This is a genomic window from Vibrio cincinnatiensis (genome assembly GCF_022113815.1).
GTDB classification, from domain to species: domain Bacteria; phylum Pseudomonadota; class Gammaproteobacteria; order Enterobacterales; family Vibrionaceae; genus Vibrio; species Vibrio cincinnatiensis_A.
Map to the genome: position 1 here is coordinate 308488 of NZ_SGOM01000003.1, position 17674 is coordinate 326161.

The following is a 17674-nucleotide window of genomic DNA, read 5'->3' on the forward strand; positions in this document are numbered from 1 at the left end:
TAAAGGCAACTGGCTATGAATAAAGTGATCTTCCTTCTTATTGCCCTATTATTGGCCGGCTTTTTCATCTATCGCTCGTGGAATAACAGCAAAATAGCCGAACAAAACCTCACTCTTGGTAAAGCTTTCTTACTGAAAAATGGACAGAAAAATGAGGTAACAACCACAGAAAGTGGTTTGCAGTATCAGGTGTTACAAGTAGGAACAGGGGAAAAACACCCAATGGCAAGCAGTCACGTTACCGTACATTATGAAGGCAAGCTCCTTGATGGCTTCATTTTTGACAGTTCGATTCAGCGTAATCAGCCGATTACTTTTCGTTTAAACCAAGTGATTAAAGGTTGGCAGGAAGGCGTCCAACTTATGGTGGAAGGCGAGAAAATGCGCTTTTTTATCCCCAGTCACTTAGCTTATGGTAAAAATGGATCAGGCCCGATACCACCAGCTGCAACATTAATTTTTGATGTTGAACTACTCGAGATTCAATAACGACCATTTCTTATAATGTTCAATGAGCAGTGTTCACTGCTCATTGACATTGCTGACTAAATGTTGTGCCTTAAGCTGCGTGAAACTCTAAGCCATGTTTGGTCACCATCACACAATCCATACCACCTGCATGGGCGGCCTGCATCCCCAGCGCCGTATCTTCAAAAACAATACACTCTTGAGGTGATAGGTTAAGCAGTTCACTGGCTCGCAAGAAAGTTTCCGGATGAGGTTTATGATTGGTCACATCCGTAGCCGTGACCAATGCATCTAATTTCTCCAGCACTCCAACCTGAGTCAGTAACTTCGTTGCGCTTTGTCGCTGGCTTCCCGTTCCTACCGCCATTTTCTTTTCACCGACATGTGAGCAAAAAATGGCATAAGTCTCGGCAATTAAAGGGCTATCCGAACCCAATTTGGCAAAAGCTTGCATTTTATACTGAGCAACCTGCTGAGGGTCTAACGATAGTTGAAAACGTTCATTTACTTCGTTAACAATCTTAACGCTCGGCATTCCCCCTAAGCTATGTAACCACTGAGCATCAAAAGGGAACTGAAAATATTCAGCCGCTGCTCGCCACGCTTCAATATGTGCAGGCATAGTATCAATTAAGGTGCCATCCATATCGAAAATGATCCCTTTGTAGCGACTTAAATTTAGTGACATTATTTTCTCCAACTGATGAGCCACATCGTTTGTTCATGTGCTCTATTTATCAAGGGGACTCCTACATACTATCCGCTTATTGCCTGCAGCATCGCTTTGGGTGATTGCCAAGTAAAGACTTTTTCCGGTAGTCGATGACCTCCGGGAGCTTGCCATATTTTTTCACATGCATTTTTCCCTCCCATATGATCATAGAAATCCAGAGCTGATTGATTTTTCTCTACCACTTCTAAATAAACCCCGTTCTTCGGGAAGTAATGCTCCATCCATTCGATCATGGCCTTAATCAGCTTTTTCCCCAACCCTTGGCCTTGAAATTCAGGATTAATGTGTAACGCATCAATCATCGTCCCTTTTTCTACGTCATGATTACCAAACGCACAAATGAACCCGAGCAAGAGGCCTTGCTCCTCCAACAACAAAATATGTTGGTTATAAGGTGGGTTAGTAAGTCGAATCTGCCAGATCAATAGACGGTCTTGTAAGACATCATTATCCAGATAATCTTGTTCAAGAATACCTTGATAATGCCGCTGCCAACTTTGCGCATGCAAATGTGCAATCCTGTCAAAATCACTATATTCCGCTACTTTTATTTCCATTTTATAGCCCTTATCACTTCCTGTTGTTATTCCAACTCCACTTCATACTATTCATTTACACAGTAAAAGCAAAACAGACTGATCACATTTTAATTAAACCTATTTGACTTACACGTGTACGCTGATATTCTAGCGCACAACTGTAAGCTAAAAGGATGCTTTTATGGTCAATAAACCGCCGTTGATCTGGCTCAATGTAATGATTTTCTCGCTAAGTTTTATACTGGCGGCTTTTGTCACGCCTTGGTATGGCTGGCAATTTGGTTATGGTTGGGAACACCTACTTTGGTTACTTGTCTGTTTTTCATTTTGTAATCTATCAATCACCATTGGTTACCATCGACTTTGGTCGCATAAAACCTTTGAAGCACACTGGTTACTACGGTTACTGTGCGCATTAGGCGGCGCTTTCGCTCTGCAAAATAGTGCATTACATTGGGCCTCTGATCACCGTGTCCACCACAAGTTTGTCGATCAAAATGATAAAGATCCCTACAGCGCCAAACGAGGTTTTTGGTTCTCTCACATTGGATGGATGCTGAGGAACTATAATCAGAACCGTTATTCCGATTACAGTAACTGCCGAGATTTACAAAAAGATAAGATAGTGATGTGGCAACACCATTATTATGTCCCACTCGCCATCATGATGAATATCGGAGTGCCACTATTTTTAGGTTGGTGGTATCAAGACATGATGGGGATGTTGCTTATTGTTGGAGCCGTCCGTTTAGTACTCAACCACCATACCACATTTTTTATTAATTCATTGGCTCACATTTGGGGCAAACAGCCTTATACCAACAAGAATACAGCACGCGACAATGGTATTTTAGCCTTTTTTACCTTTGGTGAAGGTTACCATAACTACCATCATATCTTTGAAAATGACTATAGAAATGGAATTTACTGGTGGCAATATGACCCATCAAAATGGCTCATCAAGCTCTGCGCTTGGTTGGGATTGGCCAAAAAGTTACGCATTGCTCCACCGCTCAACGTTGAAAAAGCTCGAGCAGAAATGCGCTTAAAACTCGCTCAAGCTCACCTGAGTCAAAAGCCTCACCTGCAAAACATGTTTACCCATATTCAACAAGAGTTTGATTCTTTTATCGAAGAGCTACATGACTACTATGACATAAAAAAACAGTTACTAGAAAGTAAGGCAAACTCTGCCATTAAAAGTTATGAACGCGCCTTATTGAAAATTCGTTATTTCCAGGTAAAACAGCGCTTTCAAGAAACAAAACAGCGTTGGACACTGATCACGAAGCACTATGCTTAACGCACTTTACGAATAAAAGTGACAATGCTGTCACTTTTATTTTTATATGATTACCTAGCCTCATACTATTCAATACATCTAGTAAATAGATTTAACACAAAACTTACCACCAAAAACCACTTAAATAACCTGATCCTTTGCTTTCTATTTTTCTCTGTTTTTTTGTTTGTCTTAGATCATGCAAATCGCAACTTTACCTCGTCTCTAACTCTTGTTTTGAGTAAATTCTCAGTTATAAATTGTATTAGACTATTACAACTCAACATATTTGACTGGAGATCACTATGCTAGAGCTTTTTATCGGCGCAATTGTGACCATTGCTGTCGGTTATTTTATCGTTAAGGGATACAAACCCGCTGGGGTACTCCTAACGGCAGGGATTGCGCTACTGTTAATGACAGGGATATTGGGTTATGACGTCCTTCCTTCCTCAATTACCGCAACAGGTAACCTTGTCACCGACTCCATGGAATATGTGAAATTTACTTTGCAAAACCGCGGCGGTGGCTTAGGAATGCAAATCATGCTGCTGTGTGGTTTTGCGGCTTATATGACACACATTGGTGCCAATAATGTCGTGGTCAAACAGTTTTCTAAACCCCTTTCTGTCATCCGTTCTCCTTATGTTCTACTAGTTGCAGCGTACATTGTTGCCTGTCTAATGTCGCTGGCGGTGAGTTCTGCAACAGGGCTTGGAGTTCTCTTGATGGCAACCTTGTTCCCGATGATGACAGCCATGGGGATTTCTCGCCCAGCCGCTGTTGCCGTGTGTGCTTCCCCCGCGGCTATTATTTTATCGCCGACTTCTGGCGATGTGGTGATTGCCGCAGAGAAATCAGGCCTTGCTTTGCACGTATTTGCTGTTGAAACCGTATTACCCGTTTCTATTTGTGCAATTATTGTGATGGCTGCAGCCACTTTTTTCTGGAATAAATACCTCGATAAACGCGACAATACCCCAATGGAACGTATTGATGTTTCAGCAATTGAAGTCAATGCACCCGCGTATTACGCCGTATTACCCTTTCTTCCTATTATTGGAGTGTTTCTATTTAATGGAGAAACCATCCCAGGCTTATCCCTTGATATTTATACCATTGTCGTGGTCTCTATTTTTGCAGGTGCACTCGTAGATTTCATCACCAAACGTTTTGATGGTAAAAAAACCTTGGAGGACTTGGAGTCCTGTTATGAAGGGATGGCAGAAGCGTTTAAAGGGGTTGTGATGCTTTTGGTTGCTGCAGGAGTATTCGCTCAAGGTTTAATGTCAATTGGAGCGATTGATAACCTACTCGGCTTAGCAGAAACCGCTGGTGCGGGCGGCTTAGCACTCATGATCATCTTAACAATTCTGACAATGGCTGCGGCGATAGCAACAGGGTCTGGTAACGCCCCTTTCTACGCTTTTGTCGAATTGGCTCCTTCATTGGCCGCAAAAATGGGCGTCAACCCAGCATTTTTGATAATCCCAATGCTACAAGCATCTAATTTAGGCCGTACCATTTCCCCTGTTTCAGGCGTGGTAGTGGCGACCGCAGGGATGGCTCATATCAGCCCATTTGAAGTAGTAAAACGCACATCGGTTCCTGTCATCGCTGGATTACTTACCGTCATGATTGGCACCATGATCCTGGTTCCAATGGCAAGTTAAGCGGACTATTCAACTCACTATAAAGAAGGGCGCTCAATTAGCGCCCTTCTTTGCATTCCCAAATGGCTTAATATCACAACGGTACGGATAAATTAAGATTTAACTTCACCATAACGTTCTAAATAAAGTACGGTCGCAGCCGTTCGTGAAGGTACCTGTAACTTTTTCAATAAGCTTTTCATATGAACCTTAACGGTTGACTCGGAAATAAACAGACGGTCAGCAATCTGCTTATTACGAAAGCCTTTCGCCACTTCCGCTAAAATCTGCGCTTCTCTATCCGTCAGCAAGGCAAAAACATCGGGCTGATGGCGGCGTTGCAGTAAATACTCTGCCACAATGGCACTATAAGCTTTATCCCCCAGCATGGCTTGTTTTAACAAGTTGATGAGCTCATCCGGCTCTGTATCTTTCAACAGGTAACCATCGGCTCCCGCTTTAATTAAAGCTTCAATATCTCCAGCATGATCAGACACCGTCAAGATCACTACAGAAGCACTGTACCCATCGGTACGAAGTGCTTTCAGAGTATCTAGCCCAGACATTCCTTTCATATTAAGATCCAACAGAATCATATCGGGATCCGTCTCATGGGCAAGAGCAATCGCGTCTGAACCATTACTGGCTTCTGCGATCACCTCAAATTCGTCTTCCAAGCTGAGAAGTTGGTGGATCCCTCGACGCATCAGAGGATGATCATCTACCAGCAAAATTCTACATTTAGTCAAATTATCTATCCTTTGCACAGGGGTATTTAAGGGTGATTTTACAACCAGAGGCCGGAGCTGCTTCAATAAAAAGCTCACCATTTAAACGTGCTGCCCGCTCTTGCATAATACTCATACCATAATGGTTTTGTTTCATCTGTGGCACATCAAATCCACAGCCGTTATCTTCGATGGTAACCACAACATGTTCTTCATCTTCATAGCAATCAACATGAATTTCGCTTGCTTGAGCGTGCTTCATGGCATTAATTACGGCTTCACGCATCAATTGCATCAGATGAACTTGTTGATGGGCATCCAGCTCAAGTGAAGAGAGTTGATTATTTAGCACAATCTGTGCTTCGGTTTGCTCATCTAATTGGCGAATCATCTCTTGTAACGCTTGGCCAAAGGTACCTTCTTTGATCGTTAATCGAAAAGTCGTCAACAACTCACGTAATTGAGTATAAGCCCCTGATAACCCTTGGTCGATATCATTAAGGATCGTGGTGGCTTGCTGCGTTTTCGAACCTTGGTCTAATTTGTTAATCACTCGTTTCAGTAAAGAAACCTGTATTTTTAAATAAGAGAGAGATTGCGCTAAAGAATCGTGTAGTTCACGAGCGATAGTGGTTCGTTCTTCCATCAACAATAACTGTTCTGCTTGTTTTTGCGCCCAATTGTAGTACACCGCCCGCGATAAAATATGCACAAAGTTATCCATCAACGCGGCATCAGGAGTCGGTTGACCTTCTTGCCAATACAGCTCGCCAAGATGCTGACCATCCAGAATCAAAGGCTGCTGGCAGCTACTTTCTCCAACAAACTGCCCTTCACATAAAACGACACCTTTCCCCGCCTCTTCTTCAATCAGTAGTTGCACAGCATGAACGCCTTCAATACTGACCATATTTCGCAAAATGGCTTGAAAGTTATCGAGGGAAATCCGCGATGCGGTGAGCTCTTGTAATGAATGGTAAAGGACCTGCAATGATTGATTAGCGTGTTGCAGTTTATGGGTTTTCTCATTCACAGCTTGTTCTAGCCCATGATAGAGTTTCCCCAATTCCCCCGCCATCCCGTTAAAGGTTCGCATCAAAATGCCCATCTCATTCGGGCTAGAAGTTTCTAACTGAATATTAAACGATCGATTCTGAATTTGCTCACTGGCTTGAACTAAAGCACGTAATGGTCGAACGACTTCTTTTTGAATATAGTGGATAACAAACAAGGAAATGAACAAAACACCTCCTAACCCAATTCCCCCAACCCACGCTAATTTAATCAGTTTTTGCTCAGAAAACTGCTGCAGCTTAAAAACAAATTGATCAATTTCTCCAACAAACCCTTCCACTTCATCCAGATAGGCCAAATTATTAGCACTTTTTAAGATTGCTCTCAGTCCCTTCCAACGAGCAACCAACTGAGAGTAGTCTTGAGTAATTTCCACAGGAACAGACCAATGTTGTAACCCCTGCATCGATGAGGAATAAAGCGAATGCTCAAAATCTTCAATATGCGTGCGATAGTCAGTGGAATGGCTTTGAATATCGTGAGCAAGCCGATAGCTTTGCATACGCATAGAACCCGCCACGTTTACCGCTTCAGCATCATTTAATGACGAGGCTAAAGTCAAAATAGCAAATCCCGTTGTCACGATCGACAATAATAAAATCAATAACATCGACTTAGCGATAATACGTGTTACTGACTTTTTTACCTGCTTACCCAATACAATTTCTCCGCCGATCATAACGCTATGACGATGGGGTTTTCCCCTTGTAGCCATCATCCATTTGGTGATTTTCCAGAACGACCACTACACTTAAGTTTTATCTTGCTTATCAATACTAACAATATGTGATCACTCTCGCTGGAATTTATTGATCGAAAACAATATTGACCAGTAATTACCCCCTTGGAGGTATTTATACAGTGAAGGCAAAAACTACAATTTGTGTATGGATAAGAATGGATTAAGCCTCACTGATATCAGTGAGTAATGTCACAACATAACAAGGCAGTGAGCTTTTGTGGTAGACCTTTCAAAACGACGTTTATTCTCACGTAAATCAGCGACGCTTTCAACGCTTCGCCTCCCTTGGGTTGCCCAACCCGAGACGTTTACCGATTTATGTACTCGTTGTGGTCAGTGCCAAACGGTGTGTGAGCAAAAAATCATTGTCAATGGTGATGGTGGGTATCCCCATGTTGATTTTCAGCATGGCGAGTGCACATTTTGTTATCAGTGTGCCGCTATTTGTCCTGAACCCATTTTTCTTCCACAGTCAGAACAACCATGGCAAGCAAAAATAGCAATCAGTGACCATTGCCTTGCGAAACAAAATGTGGAGTGCCGAAGCTGTGGTGAGGTTTGTGAACCGATAGCCATACAGTTTCAACTTCAACTGGGTAAAGTTGCCCAGCCCATACTCCACCTTGATGACTGCACGGGATGTGGCGCTTGTGTTTCTCTTTGCCCAACGTCAGCCATCAGTGTCAACCATCATCAATAACGATAAGAGGACATCATGTCACTCAATGAAGTACATATTTCAAGCTTAATCGTTCACACCCTGCCAGAGCATTTGGATGCAGTTAAAGCGCAAATTAATGACTTTGAGCAAGCGGAAATTTATGGCGACAGTCCGGAAGGCAAAGTTATCGTCGTACTCGAAACCGAAAGCCAAGGCTTTGTGACAGAAACGATCGATGCCATCAATAACTTACCACACGTATTGAGTGTGGTTTTGGTGTATCACCAAATTGATACCCTTTTACCAGAAACCAATATCAACACTGGAAATCCACATTCACAACTTGAGGGTGATGTATGAAAATGACAAGACGAGCGTTTGTGAAAGCAAACGCAGCCGCATCAGCGGCCGCCGTGGCCGGAATCACCTTACCGGCTTCTGCAGCTAATCTGATCGCCAGTTCAGATCAAAATAAGATAACGTGGGATAAAGCGCCTTGTCGTTTTTGTGGAACTGGCTGCTCTGTTTTAGTCGGTACACAAAATGGCCGAATCGTCGCCACTCAAGGTGATCCTGATGGCCCGGTAAACAAAGGCCTCAATTGTATTAAAGGCTACTTCCTCTCTAAAATCATGTATGGCCGTGACCGTTTAACTCATCCTTTGCTACGCATGAAAGATGGAAAATACAGTAAAGATGGCGACTTCACCCCTGTATCTTGGGACACGGCATTCGATATTATGGCCGAGAAATGGAAAGCCTCTCTGAAAGCAAAAGGGCCGTCTAGTATTGGGATGTTTGGCTCAGGCCAATGGACCATTATGGAAGGTTATGCAGCTGCAAAAATGATGAAGGCGGGGTTTCGTTCCAATAATATTGACCCGAATGCACGTCACTGTATGGCTTCTGCCGTTGTGGGCTTTATGCGTACCTTTGGTATTGATGAGCCCATGGGTTGTTATGATGATCTCGAACATGCGGATGCCTTCGTACTCTGGGGATCGAATATGGCCGAGATGCACCCAGTACTCTGGACTCGTCTAACAGATCGACGCCTCAGCCATCCTCACGTCAGAGTAAACGTTCTATCGACTTACTATCATCGTTCACTCGAGCTGGCGGATCACGGGTACATTTTCCACCCTCAATCCGATTTAGCCATCGCGAACTTTATTGCTAATTACATCATCCAAAATGATGCCGTGAACTGGGACTTTGTGAATAAACATACTCATTTCAAACAGGCCATCACAGATATTGGTTATGGCCTCCGCGATGAGCACCCATTACAGCAAAAAGCCAAACATGCTAACTCAGGTGATATCAGTAATATTGATTTTGAGCAGTATAAGCAGTCTGTCGCCCCATACACGGCGGAAAAAGCATCCGAAATGTCGGGCGTTCCTGTAGATAAACTGATTACCTTAGCGAAGCAATATGCTGACCCCAACACTAAAGTCATGTCATTATGGACAATGGGCGTCAACCAACACACCCGTGGTGTATGGATGCAGAGCCTAATCTACAACCTTCACTTACTGACAGGTAAAATAGCCACTCCGGGCAACAGCCCATTCTCATTAACTGGTCAACCTTCTGCCTGTGGTACAGCACGAGAAGTCGGAACCTTTGCCCACCGCTTACCCGCCGATATGGTGGTCACCGATCCAAAACACCGAGCATTAGCCGAAAAAGTGTGGAAACTGCCTGAAGGTACAATCCCTGAAAAACCAGGGTTCCATGCTGTACAACAAGATCGCATGCTCAACGATGGTGTTCTAAATTGCTACTGGGTACAGTGCAATAACAATATGCAGGCAGGGCCAAACATTAATAATGAACGTCTTCCTGGGTATCGTAATCCAGAAAACTTTATTGTTGTATCAGACCCTTACCCCACGGTAACAGCTCAAGCTGCTGACTTGATTTTACCCACCGCAATGTGGGTAGAAAAAGAAGGGGCGTATGGTAATGCGGAGCGTCGAACTCAAGCTTGGTATCAGCAAGTTAAAACAGTGGGCGAAGCTAAATCGGATTTATGGCAAGTGATGGAGTTCTCTAAACGCTTTAAAGTGGAAGAAGTGTGGCCAGAAGAGCTGCTAGCAAAAACACCACAATATCGCGGAAAAACGCTGTTTGATGTGTTGTATCGAAATGGACAAGTAGACCAATTCCCTGTTGAGCAGGCCAAAGAACTGAATGATGATTCTCAACACTTTGGTTTTTACGTACAAAAAGGATTATTTGAAGAGTATGCCACATTTGGCCGCGGTCATGGACACGACCTCGCCCCTTATGACAGGTATCACCAAGTACGCGGCCTACGCTGGCCCGTGGTGGATGGAAAAGAAACCTTATGGCGCTTTAAAGAAGGCTCGGATCCTTACGCCAAAGCTGGTAGTGGTTGGGATTTCTATGGCAAACCAGATAGTAAAGCTTGGATTATCTCTGCACCTTATGAAGCACCACCAGAGGTACCAGATGAAGAATATGACTTATGGCTCTGCACTGGTCGAGTATTAGAGCATTGGCATACTGGCACCATGACACGTCGCGTTCCTGAATTGTATAAAGCTGTTCCGGATGCCGTTTGTTTCATGCACCATGAAGATGCGGTAGCCCGCGGGTTACGTCGAGGCGATGAAGTTTTGATTTCAAATAAACGAGGAGAAGTCCGCGTTCGTGTCGAAACTCGAGGCCGGAACAAGCCCCCTCGTGGATTAGTTTTTGTTCCCTTCTTTGATGCGCGAATTCTGATTAACAAACTGATTTTGGATGCAACAGACCCACTATCGAAACAAACCGACTATAAAAAATGTCCGGTCAAAATCACCAAAGTGGCCTAACGAATTAGCTTGACTCACTTGGCTGCTCTTTGAGCAGCCTTTATACAGAATTTAGCCATAAGGCGGAGAAATAGATATGAAAAAAGTACTCGTTGGCTTACTGGTTCTTGGAGCTATCCTGACTGGTATTGCCAAAGCTGAACTGGATACCCCACTCGGGCTAAGCAGCCTTGAATCATTACGTGGTATGACAGACATTACAGAAACCCCGCCGGCAGAAGAGATGAAGAGGCTGCCCCGTGAACAGGTGTTGGATGCCGATTTTGTCTACCAACCTCCTTTGATTCCACATGATATTCGTAACTATGAAGTCTCACTCAATGCGAATAAATGCCTTAGCTGTCATAGCTGGAAAAACGCGAAAGTAATGGGTGCAACTAAAATCAGCGTTACCCACTTTGTTGATCGAGAAGATGCCGTACTCGCAGACGTGTCACCACGACGCTATTTCTGCCTGCAATGTCATGTTCCACAAACCGATGCAAAACCATTAGTTGAAAACCGCTTTAAAAGCGTCGATGCACTCAATTAACCCAAGCGGCAGATTAAACAAAGAGGCAATGTATGAAATTAATTAAAGCGTTTTGGCGACGGCTTACGACTCCAAGTAAAGCTGCAGTGGGTGTCGTGCTGTTTATGGGGTTTATGGGGGGCTTACTGTTTTGGGGGGCATTTAACACAGGAATGGAAGTCACCAATACTGAAGAGTTTTGTTCTGGATGTCACGCCCCTATCGTGGCTGAGATACAAGAAACCATCCATTATTCAAACCGTTCAGGGGTTCGAGCCATCTGCTCCGACTGCCATGTTCCTCATGAGTGGACCGATAAGATTGTTCGAAAAGTACAAGCATCCAAAGAACTTTTTGCGCATTTGGTTTTAAAAACGATTGATACACCAGAGAAATTTCAAGCACGGCGCGCTCACTTAGCCGAGCGTGAATGGGCTCGAATGAAAAATAATGATTCATTGGAATGTCGTAACTGTCACCAATTTGATTATATGGATTTTTCAGTACAAAGCACCATCAGTGCTAGGCAGCACTCTACCGCCTTGGCTTCTGGTGAAAAAACCTGTATCGATTGCCATCGAGGTATTGCGCATAATTTGCCTGATATGCATGGTGTCGAAGGCTGGCAATAACAAAGGAGTTAAGCAATGAGTCGTTTAGAGTCATTTATCTGGTATTTTCTGGGGTACAGTGCCATGCCGGTGATTATTCTGAGTGGGTTTCTCGGTGTCGCCATCGTATCTCTGTGGTTACTGTCCATAACCAAAGATAAAAATTCGTAAACAAAAACTAGAGCCCCTAACCAAATTCTCTGGCTAGGGGCTCAAAATACATCAATAACACACTCCCTTTCTCCCTCATTGGTCATTCCCTTATTGAACGAGGAATAGACACATCACACCTATCCCTGCTATTAGAAATGCATAATAACTCACGATCAGGAATGGAGTATGAGGATATGATTAAGATTTATCAGTCAGTCGATTAGTGAATGCAAAGACTTTTTCTGGGCATACATCAATACAGCGCCCACAGCTAATACAGTTCTTATCCATCACTTTAGGCTCCCCCTCTTTTAAAGGCTGTCGGAGCACATCAGGTTCAGGACACACATGGTAGCAATCCATACACTTAGTACAGGCTTCTCGGTTCACCACCTTTATTCGCAATATGCTTTTTTGCCCAATGACCCCATAGGTCGCACCAAGTGGGCAAAGGTGACCACACCAAGCGTGATCCACCAATAATAGATCCATCAGGAAAACCAGTAGCACAACAATCCAACCCATTCCTATACCGAAAATAAGGCCCCGATGTAACGTCGCAACAGGATCAATCCATGGCCACAGTAAACTACCAGATAATGCACTGCCTAGTAATAATGCTGCAACTAACCAGTACCGTAGCTGATTATTCCAACGATAACTGGCTTTGATTTCAAATGTCCGTTTTAACCAAGCCGCAATATCCGTCACCATATTCATTGGGCAAACCCAAGCACAAAAAGCGCGGGGGCTAACCAATGCATAAAAAGTCACCACAATAAGCACCCCGATAATGGCACTTAATTCCGGAATATGCCCACTAAAAAGTATCTGTAAAAAGATCAGCGGATCAGTTAAAGGGACGGTATCGAGTAACACACTGGATGATAAGTTACCTTGCAATATATTAATGGTCGGGGCGAGTAAAAACAGTACGATAATACTGATTTGACAGAGCCTCCTGAGAATAAGAAAACGATGCGCAGGCCACCAACCCAATTGTTCAACGGCCTCTTTACCCGCATGTTTTGCCAGATTTTTCGCCATCTCAATGTCCTCCTAAGCTTTCTAACGCGCCAGCAGGAATATCACTGGTATCAGGGGCACGATTCTGAAGTGATTTTGTGATCTCTTCCCATCCTAATTGATAGTGATCGCCCATTTTCCCTTTGGCTAAATCTCTGGGAACCACTTTTATCGCAGCCACCTCCGTCACACACGCTTCCTCACATTTTCCGCACCCCGTACATTGATCAGGATTAACGGTAGGAATCAACTTAGCATGCACGCCCGTACGCTCGTTTCGAACATATTCAAGCGTAATCGCTTCATCGATTAACGGGCAAACCCGATAGCAAACATCACAGCGAAGTCCCTGCCAATTTAAGCAGGTTTGATGATCGATAAGTACGGCTATCCCCATTTTTGCATCATCAATATTAGTCAGATTAGGGTCTAATGCACCACTTGGGCATGCGACGATACAGGGAATGTCTTCACACATCTCACAGGGAATATCACGAGCGTGAAAGTAAGGTGTTCCGGACTCTAGCGGAGAAAGTAGCGTCGCCAGTTTGAGTGTGTCATAAGGACAAGCCTTGACGCAAAGGCCACAACGAGTACAAGCTTTTTCAAACGCACCTTTAGGTAGTGCACCAGGCGGCCTAAGAGGCACGCCGCTACCCTCTCTTGCTTGGCTTTGTAACGACTGAACACCCAGCACCGTCGCAAATGCACCAACACCAACAGCCGTTCGAATAGAGTCTCGTAAAAACCGCCGGCGGCTCTCTGATAGTTTATTCGGACTACGAATACTCATGACACTTACCTCATATGTCGATACAACATTGATTAAGACTTCCCCACCCTACATGGAATACCAAATGAGCATTACTGGGCTACCTTTGGCTGCATCAATGACTATAACGATAATAGACACCACGTTATCAAGCTTATAGGCACAGAAAGACAATACATTTTTAAGGGGTATAGAAAGGATAGAACAACTGTATAAATATACGGGGTGATTCCTATCCCTCTAAAGAGGTAATCCGATAGGTTGTTGTGTTAGATCAAGATTAAAGAGTCACCCATCTCACATTCTAACAATGGTATGAATTTTATTGATTTCACATTGACAATATTCATTAAAAAACCAAATTCATTCAAAAATATTATTAAATAAATCCATTCATCACCCAAAATAAACCCGAGTTAATCCATAAAAAATATTGATAACAGATCGTTAATTTAATTATTTAAGACACAATAAGTTCACACGTACTAGCAATAATAATGACAACTAGATCAGATTATTCCCTCACCGAAAAAAAATTTCGATAAAATAAAATTTCATACACATCTATTAACATATTCCCGTCCAAACTTAACCTGAAAACGTAAGGAAAAACGTACAATTAATTGTGAGCAATATCATGTTTTCTTAGCTTGAAATTGAGCTTCATGCTAGACTTCGCTTCATATTGCAGTCGGAATATTCTTACGCATCGACTGTTTATCAGGATAGTTTTTTCATCATATGGATGTGACCAATTAGTTGTTACCACGAGGTCACTCACTTTTATGTCGTTTTTAAAAAATTTAGCAATCCGTAATAAAATTGCGCTTGCTTTTAGTATTATTGCCTTAGTCAATATTGCTTTTGGTATTTATATTTATCGCTCAATCAATATGATTGAAGAGGATGTATTAGATTTAACAGATAGCACATTACCCTCCCTCATGATGGTTAATGATCTGAAATATAATATGGCCTCCGTTCGTCGCGCCCAATTTGGCATTCTTTCCGCTACTGATGATTCGGCAATCAGAGCTGATATACAGTGGATGAGTGACATTGAGAAAGAAATTCAAGAGCAATTAGCCAGCTATGAACGCACACTTTGGGACGAAACCGATCGAGCAAAATTCCTTGCAATAAAGAACAACTGGCAAACCTATTTACGTGATCTTGAGTCATTCAATAGTGATGTGTTAAATGACAATATTGATAAAGCCGTCAGTGAAATGCAAAAAACACTGGCCACTTATGAGAAAACCGAAGTCGCGGTGGATGAATTACTTCAATTAAATGTCTCCTATGCTGATGAAAACCGCACAACCCTGACCGAATTAATCGGGAACATTGCCCAATTTACTCTAACTTGTATTATTGCCATCCTGATCTTTATGGCAGTGATGACTTGGCTACTATCTAGCCTCATTTGCCGTCCGTTACAGTTGGTTGTGGCACAAGCTAAAGCGATTGCCAAAGGCAATCTCACCTACAATTTAAATCGACAAGAGATTGGTGAAGATGAACTTGGCAACCTTGCCGATGCTTGTAGCACCATGCAAAACAACCTCGCAACTACAGTGGAAGAAATTGTTGCCGGTGCCACCCAACTGGCTCATGCGGTTGATGAAGTCAGCGCGGTATCAGAGCAAACCTCACACGGCATGCAAGAGCAGCAAGAAGAAGTAATGCAAATCGCCACCGCGATGGCTGAAATGAAATCCACCGTTGCCGAAGTCGCTCGTAATACAGAAGTGGCATCTGACTCAGCGCGAGACAGCAATGAACAAGCCACTTCAGGTTCAGAACAGATGACAGCTGTCGCAGATTCCATCACTCAAGTGACTCAAGAAATTGAGAAAGCGGAACAACGCGTCTTAGAGCTTGAGCAACAAGCACAACAAATCAATATGGTGGTGGATGTGATCAGCAATATTGCCGACCAAACCAATTTGCTGGCACTCAATGCGGCCATTGAAGCCGCTCGTGCTGGTGAGCAAGGTCGTGGCTTTGCGGTCGTCGCGGATGAAGTCCGTGCTTTAGCTGGGAAAACTCAACAATCAACCGGCGATATTGTTACCATTATTCAAAACCTCCAAACCTGCGCCGTTAAAGCTCGTGAAGCCACTGCGCACAGTAGTGAGTTAATGGGGCAATGTGTCGAGCAAAGCCACCAAACCCAAAAATCCATTGAACACATCAGTACGCAAAGTGCACAAATTGCGGATATGACCATTCAAATTGCCAGTGCTTGTGGTGAACAAGATTCGGTAAGTGAGGAGTTAAGCCGCAACATTGAACGCATTAATGAATCAGCAAAACAAGTTGCGGAAGGTTCAACCAGCGCAGCACAAGCATGTGTTGAGTTAAGTCAGCTCGCATCTCAATTGCAAAATACGGTAAACCGTTTCCAAGTGTAAGTAACATTCCTCTTAGATCCGGATAAAGATGACCAGAAAAAATAGCGAGCTTGATGCTCGCTATTTTTTCGCTTAGCCAATCAATATGAACAACTGTTATATAGATCACATTTTTTTAGCTTGATGGGAAACTTCATGCTAGAATCCGCCGCCTTAACAGGGTGGGAAAAATCTTACATTCCACCCAATCATACGGATTACTCTTTTCATCATATGGATGTGACCAATTACTTGTTACCACGAGGTCACTCACTTTTATGTCGTTTTTAAAAAATTTAGCGATACGCAATAAGATTGCACTTGCGTTTAGTATTATTGCCTTAACTAATATTGTTTTTGGTCTCTATATTTACCGTGCCCTCAATACCATTGAAGAGGATGTATTGAATCTCACTGATGATACTTTACCTTCCATGATGATGGTGAATGAGCTCAAGTACAATATGGCCTCTGTTCGTCGTGCCCAGCTTGGCATTCTCTCTGCAACCGATGATTCAGCCATTAAAGCTGATATTCAATGGATGAATGACATTCAACGTAAAATCCAAGATCAACTCAATCGTTATGAACGCAGTATCTGGGGAGATCATGAACGATCCATTTACATGCCGGTAAAAAACTCTTGGCAAGAATACTTACGAGCGCTCAGTTCATTCAATGATGATGTGTTGAATGACAACCTCAACCAAGCCATCAATGATATGAATGCCACCTTAACCATCTACGAAAATGTCGAACAATCCGTTGATGAGCTGCTCAAACTCAATCTCTCTTTTGTCGATAAAAATCGCTCAGGTTTGATAGGTTTACTGGGGGATATCGCTCAATTTACTCTTGTTTGCATTCTTGCCATCCTAATCTTCATGGTGGTAATGACTTGATTACTCTCTAGTTTAATCTGCCGTCCACTGCAACTGGTTGTAGTACAAGCCAAAGCGATTGCCAGTGGCGACCTTACCCATACTTTAAACCGACAAGAGATCGGTGAAGACGAACTGGGTAACCTTGCCGATGCTTGTAGCACCATGCAAAATAACCTCGCCATCACAGTGGAAGAAATTGTGGCCGGTGCGACTCAGCTTGCTCATGCCGTTGATGAAGTCAGTGCGGTATCAGAGCAAACCTCACACGGTATGCAAGAGCAGCAAGAAGAAGTGATGCAAATTGCCACTGCAATGGCTGAAATGAAATCCACGGTTGCTGAAGTGGCCCGCAACACAGAAGTAGCGTCTGACTCAGCGCGAGACAGTAATGAACAAGCCACTTCAGGCTCCAACCAAATGGCTGCAGTCGCAGAGGCCATTACTCAAGTCACACAAGAAATTGAAAAAGCAGAACAACGTGTCTTAGAGCTGGAGCAACAAGCACAGCAGATCAATATGGTGGTGGATGTGATCAGCAATATTGCCGACCAAACCAATTTGCTGGCACTCAATGCGGCCATTGAAGCCGCTCGTGC

General features: G+C 43.4%; 16 protein-coding genes and 1 pseudogene. 11 read left to right on the plus strand and 6 right to left on the minus strand.

Going from position 1 to position 17674, the window contains the following annotated elements; genetic code table 11:
* Positions 1-15: 15 nt before the first annotated feature.
* Positions 16-489 carry an FKBP-type peptidyl-prolyl cis-trans isomerase gene (locus EXA13_RS06380; protein WP_238115938.1) on the plus strand — a complete coding sequence of 158 codons (474 nt, stop codon included), beginning with the start codon at positions 16-18 and terminating at the stop codon, positions 487-489.
* A 70-nt stretch (positions 490-559) separates the two neighbouring features.
* On the opposite strand, the gene EXA13_RS06385 is transcribed toward EXA13_RS06380, so the two are convergent.
* Positions 560-1156 carry a beta-phosphoglucomutase family hydrolase gene (locus EXA13_RS06385; protein ID WP_238132436.1) on the minus strand — a complete coding sequence of 199 codons (597 nt, stop codon included), beginning with the start codon at positions 1154-1156 and terminating at the stop codon, positions 560-562.
* 68 nt (positions 1157-1224) lie between these two features.
* Positions 1225-1758, minus strand: a complete 534-nt coding sequence (locus tag EXA13_RS06390) for a GNAT family N-acetyltransferase (RefSeq protein WP_238115940.1) — start codon at positions 1756-1758, stop codon at positions 1225-1227.
* Positions 1759-1921: 163 nt separating this feature from the next.
* Between EXA13_RS06390 and EXA13_RS06395 the strand changes: the two genes are divergently transcribed.
* Together EXA13_RS06395 and dcuC are read left to right on the plus strand one after the other, a co-directional pair.
* Positions 1922-3043 (plus strand): acyl-CoA desaturase, encoded by a 1122-nt coding sequence (locus EXA13_RS06395; RefSeq protein ID WP_238115941.1) that lies wholly within the window; start codon positions 1922-1924, stop codon positions 3041-3043.
* 284 nt (positions 3044-3327) lie between these two features.
* On the plus strand, positions 3328-4695 hold the full coding sequence (gene dcuC, locus EXA13_RS06400) for an anaerobic C4-dicarboxylate transporter DcuC (protein WP_238132437.1): 1368 nt from the start codon (positions 3328-3330) through the stop codon (positions 4693-4695).
* A 92-nt stretch (positions 4696-4787) separates the two neighbouring features.
* Here dcuC and EXA13_RS06405 read toward each other — a convergent pair whose 3' ends face one another.
* Entirely contained in the window at positions 4788-5423 is a 636-nt protein-coding gene (locus EXA13_RS06405; RefSeq protein ID WP_238115943.1) for a response regulator, read from the minus strand.
* A gap of 1 nt (position 5424) precedes the next feature.
* Positions 5425-7134: a nitrate/nitrite two-component system sensor histidine kinase NarQ gene (gene narQ / locus EXA13_RS06410; protein ID WP_238115955.1), complete on the minus strand. Its 1710-nt coding sequence runs from the start codon at positions 7132-7134 to the stop codon at positions 5425-5427.
* Between the two features lie 301 nt (positions 7135-7435).
* Here narQ and napF point away from each other — a divergent pair, with 301 nt between their 5' ends.
* From napF to EXA13_RS06440, 6 genes are all read left to right on the plus strand, one after another.
* Positions 7436-7918: a ferredoxin-type protein NapF gene (gene napF, locus EXA13_RS06415; protein WP_238132438.1), complete on the plus strand. Its 483-nt coding sequence runs from the start codon at positions 7436-7438 to the stop codon at positions 7916-7918.
* Positions 7919-7933: 15 nt separating this feature from the next.
* Positions 7934-8239 carry a chaperone NapD gene (locus EXA13_RS06420; protein ID WP_238132439.1) on the plus strand — a complete coding sequence of 102 codons (306 nt, stop codon included), beginning with the start codon at positions 7934-7936 and terminating at the stop codon, positions 8237-8239.
* A complete protein-coding gene (gene napA, locus EXA13_RS06425) occupies positions 8236-10725 on the plus strand; it encodes a periplasmic nitrate reductase subunit alpha (RefSeq protein ID WP_238132440.1) in 2490 nt (829 codons plus the stop codon). The genes EXA13_RS06420 and napA overlap by 4 nt, the downstream gene beginning before the upstream one ends.
* Positions 10726-10801: 76 nt before the next feature.
* Positions 10802-11257, plus strand: coding sequence for a nitrate reductase cytochrome c-type subunit (locus EXA13_RS06430; RefSeq protein WP_238115947.1), 456 nt, complete (start codon positions 10802-10804; stop codon positions 11255-11257).
* 32 nt (positions 11258-11289) lie between these two features.
* Complete coding sequence (locus EXA13_RS06435; RefSeq protein ID WP_238132441.1) at positions 11290-11868, plus strand: NapC/NirT family cytochrome c; 579 nt, start codon at positions 11290-11292, stop codon at positions 11866-11868.
* 15 nt (positions 11869-11883) lie between these two features.
* Positions 11884-12018 (plus strand): TIGR02808 family protein, encoded by a 135-nt coding sequence (locus EXA13_RS06440; RefSeq protein WP_238115949.1) that lies wholly within the window; start codon positions 11884-11886, stop codon positions 12016-12018.
* A gap of 180 nt (positions 12019-12198) precedes the next feature.
* On the opposite strand, the gene napH is transcribed toward EXA13_RS06440, so the two are convergent.
* A complete protein-coding gene (gene napH, locus EXA13_RS06445) occupies positions 12199-13047 on the minus strand; it encodes a quinol dehydrogenase ferredoxin subunit NapH (protein WP_238115950.1) in 849 nt (282 codons plus the stop codon).
* 1 nt (position 13048) lies between these two features.
* Positions 13049-13819, minus strand: coding sequence for a ferredoxin-type protein NapG (gene napG, locus EXA13_RS06450; RefSeq protein WP_238132442.1), 771 nt, complete (start codon positions 13817-13819; stop codon positions 13049-13051).
* A gap of 764 nt (positions 13820-14583) precedes the next feature.
* Here napG and EXA13_RS06455 point away from each other — a divergent pair.
* On the plus strand, positions 14584-16215 hold the full coding sequence (locus EXA13_RS06455) for a methyl-accepting chemotaxis protein (RefSeq protein ID WP_238132443.1): 1632 nt from the start codon (positions 14584-14586) through the stop codon (positions 16213-16215).
* Positions 16216-16472: 257 nt separating this feature from the next.
* A pseudogene (locus EXA13_RS06460) lies at positions 16473-17674 on the plus strand (methyl-accepting chemotaxis protein); the annotation flags it as partial.

Coding starts and splice junctions, on each gene's coding strand:
- EXA13_RS06380 (WP_238115938.1), top strand. CDS start 16: ATGAATAAAGTGATCTTCCTTCTTATTGCCCTATTATTGGCCGGCTTT.
- EXA13_RS06385 (WP_238132436.1), bottom strand. CDS start 1,156: ATGTCACTAAATTTAAGTCGCTACAAAGGGATCATTTTCGATATGGAT.
- EXA13_RS06390 (WP_238115940.1), bottom strand. CDS start 1,758: ATGGAAATAAAAGTAGCGGAATATAGTGATTTTGACAGGATTGCACAT.
- EXA13_RS06395 (WP_238115941.1), top strand. CDS start 1,922: ATGGTCAATAAACCGCCGTTGATCTGGCTCAATGTAATGATTTTCTCG.
- dcuC (WP_238132437.1), top strand. CDS start 3,328: ATGCTAGAGCTTTTTATCGGCGCAATTGTGACCATTGCTGTCGGTTAT.
- EXA13_RS06420 (WP_238132439.1), top strand. CDS start 7,934: ATGTCACTCAATGAAGTACATATTTCAAGCTTAATCGTTCACACCCTG.
- napA (WP_238132440.1), top strand. CDS start 8,236: ATGAAAATGACAAGACGAGCGTTTGTGAAAGCAAACGCAGCCGCATCA.
- EXA13_RS06430 (WP_238115947.1), top strand. CDS start 10,802: ATGAAAAAAGTACTCGTTGGCTTACTGGTTCTTGGAGCTATCCTGACT.
- EXA13_RS06435 (WP_238132441.1), top strand. CDS start 11,290: ATGAAATTAATTAAAGCGTTTTGGCGACGGCTTACGACTCCAAGTAAA.
- EXA13_RS06440 (WP_238115949.1), top strand. CDS start 11,884: ATGAGTCGTTTAGAGTCATTTATCTGGTATTTTCTGGGGTACAGTGCC.
- napH (WP_238115950.1), bottom strand. CDS start 13,047: ATGGCGAAAAATCTGGCAAAACATGCGGGTAAAGAGGCCGTTGAACAA.
- napG (WP_238132442.1), bottom strand. CDS start 13,819: ATGAGTATTCGTAGTCCGAATAAACTATCAGAGAGCCGCCGGCGGTTT.
- EXA13_RS06455 (WP_238132443.1), top strand. CDS start 14,584: ATGTCGTTTTTAAAAAATTTAGCAATCCGTAATAAAATTGCGCTTGCT.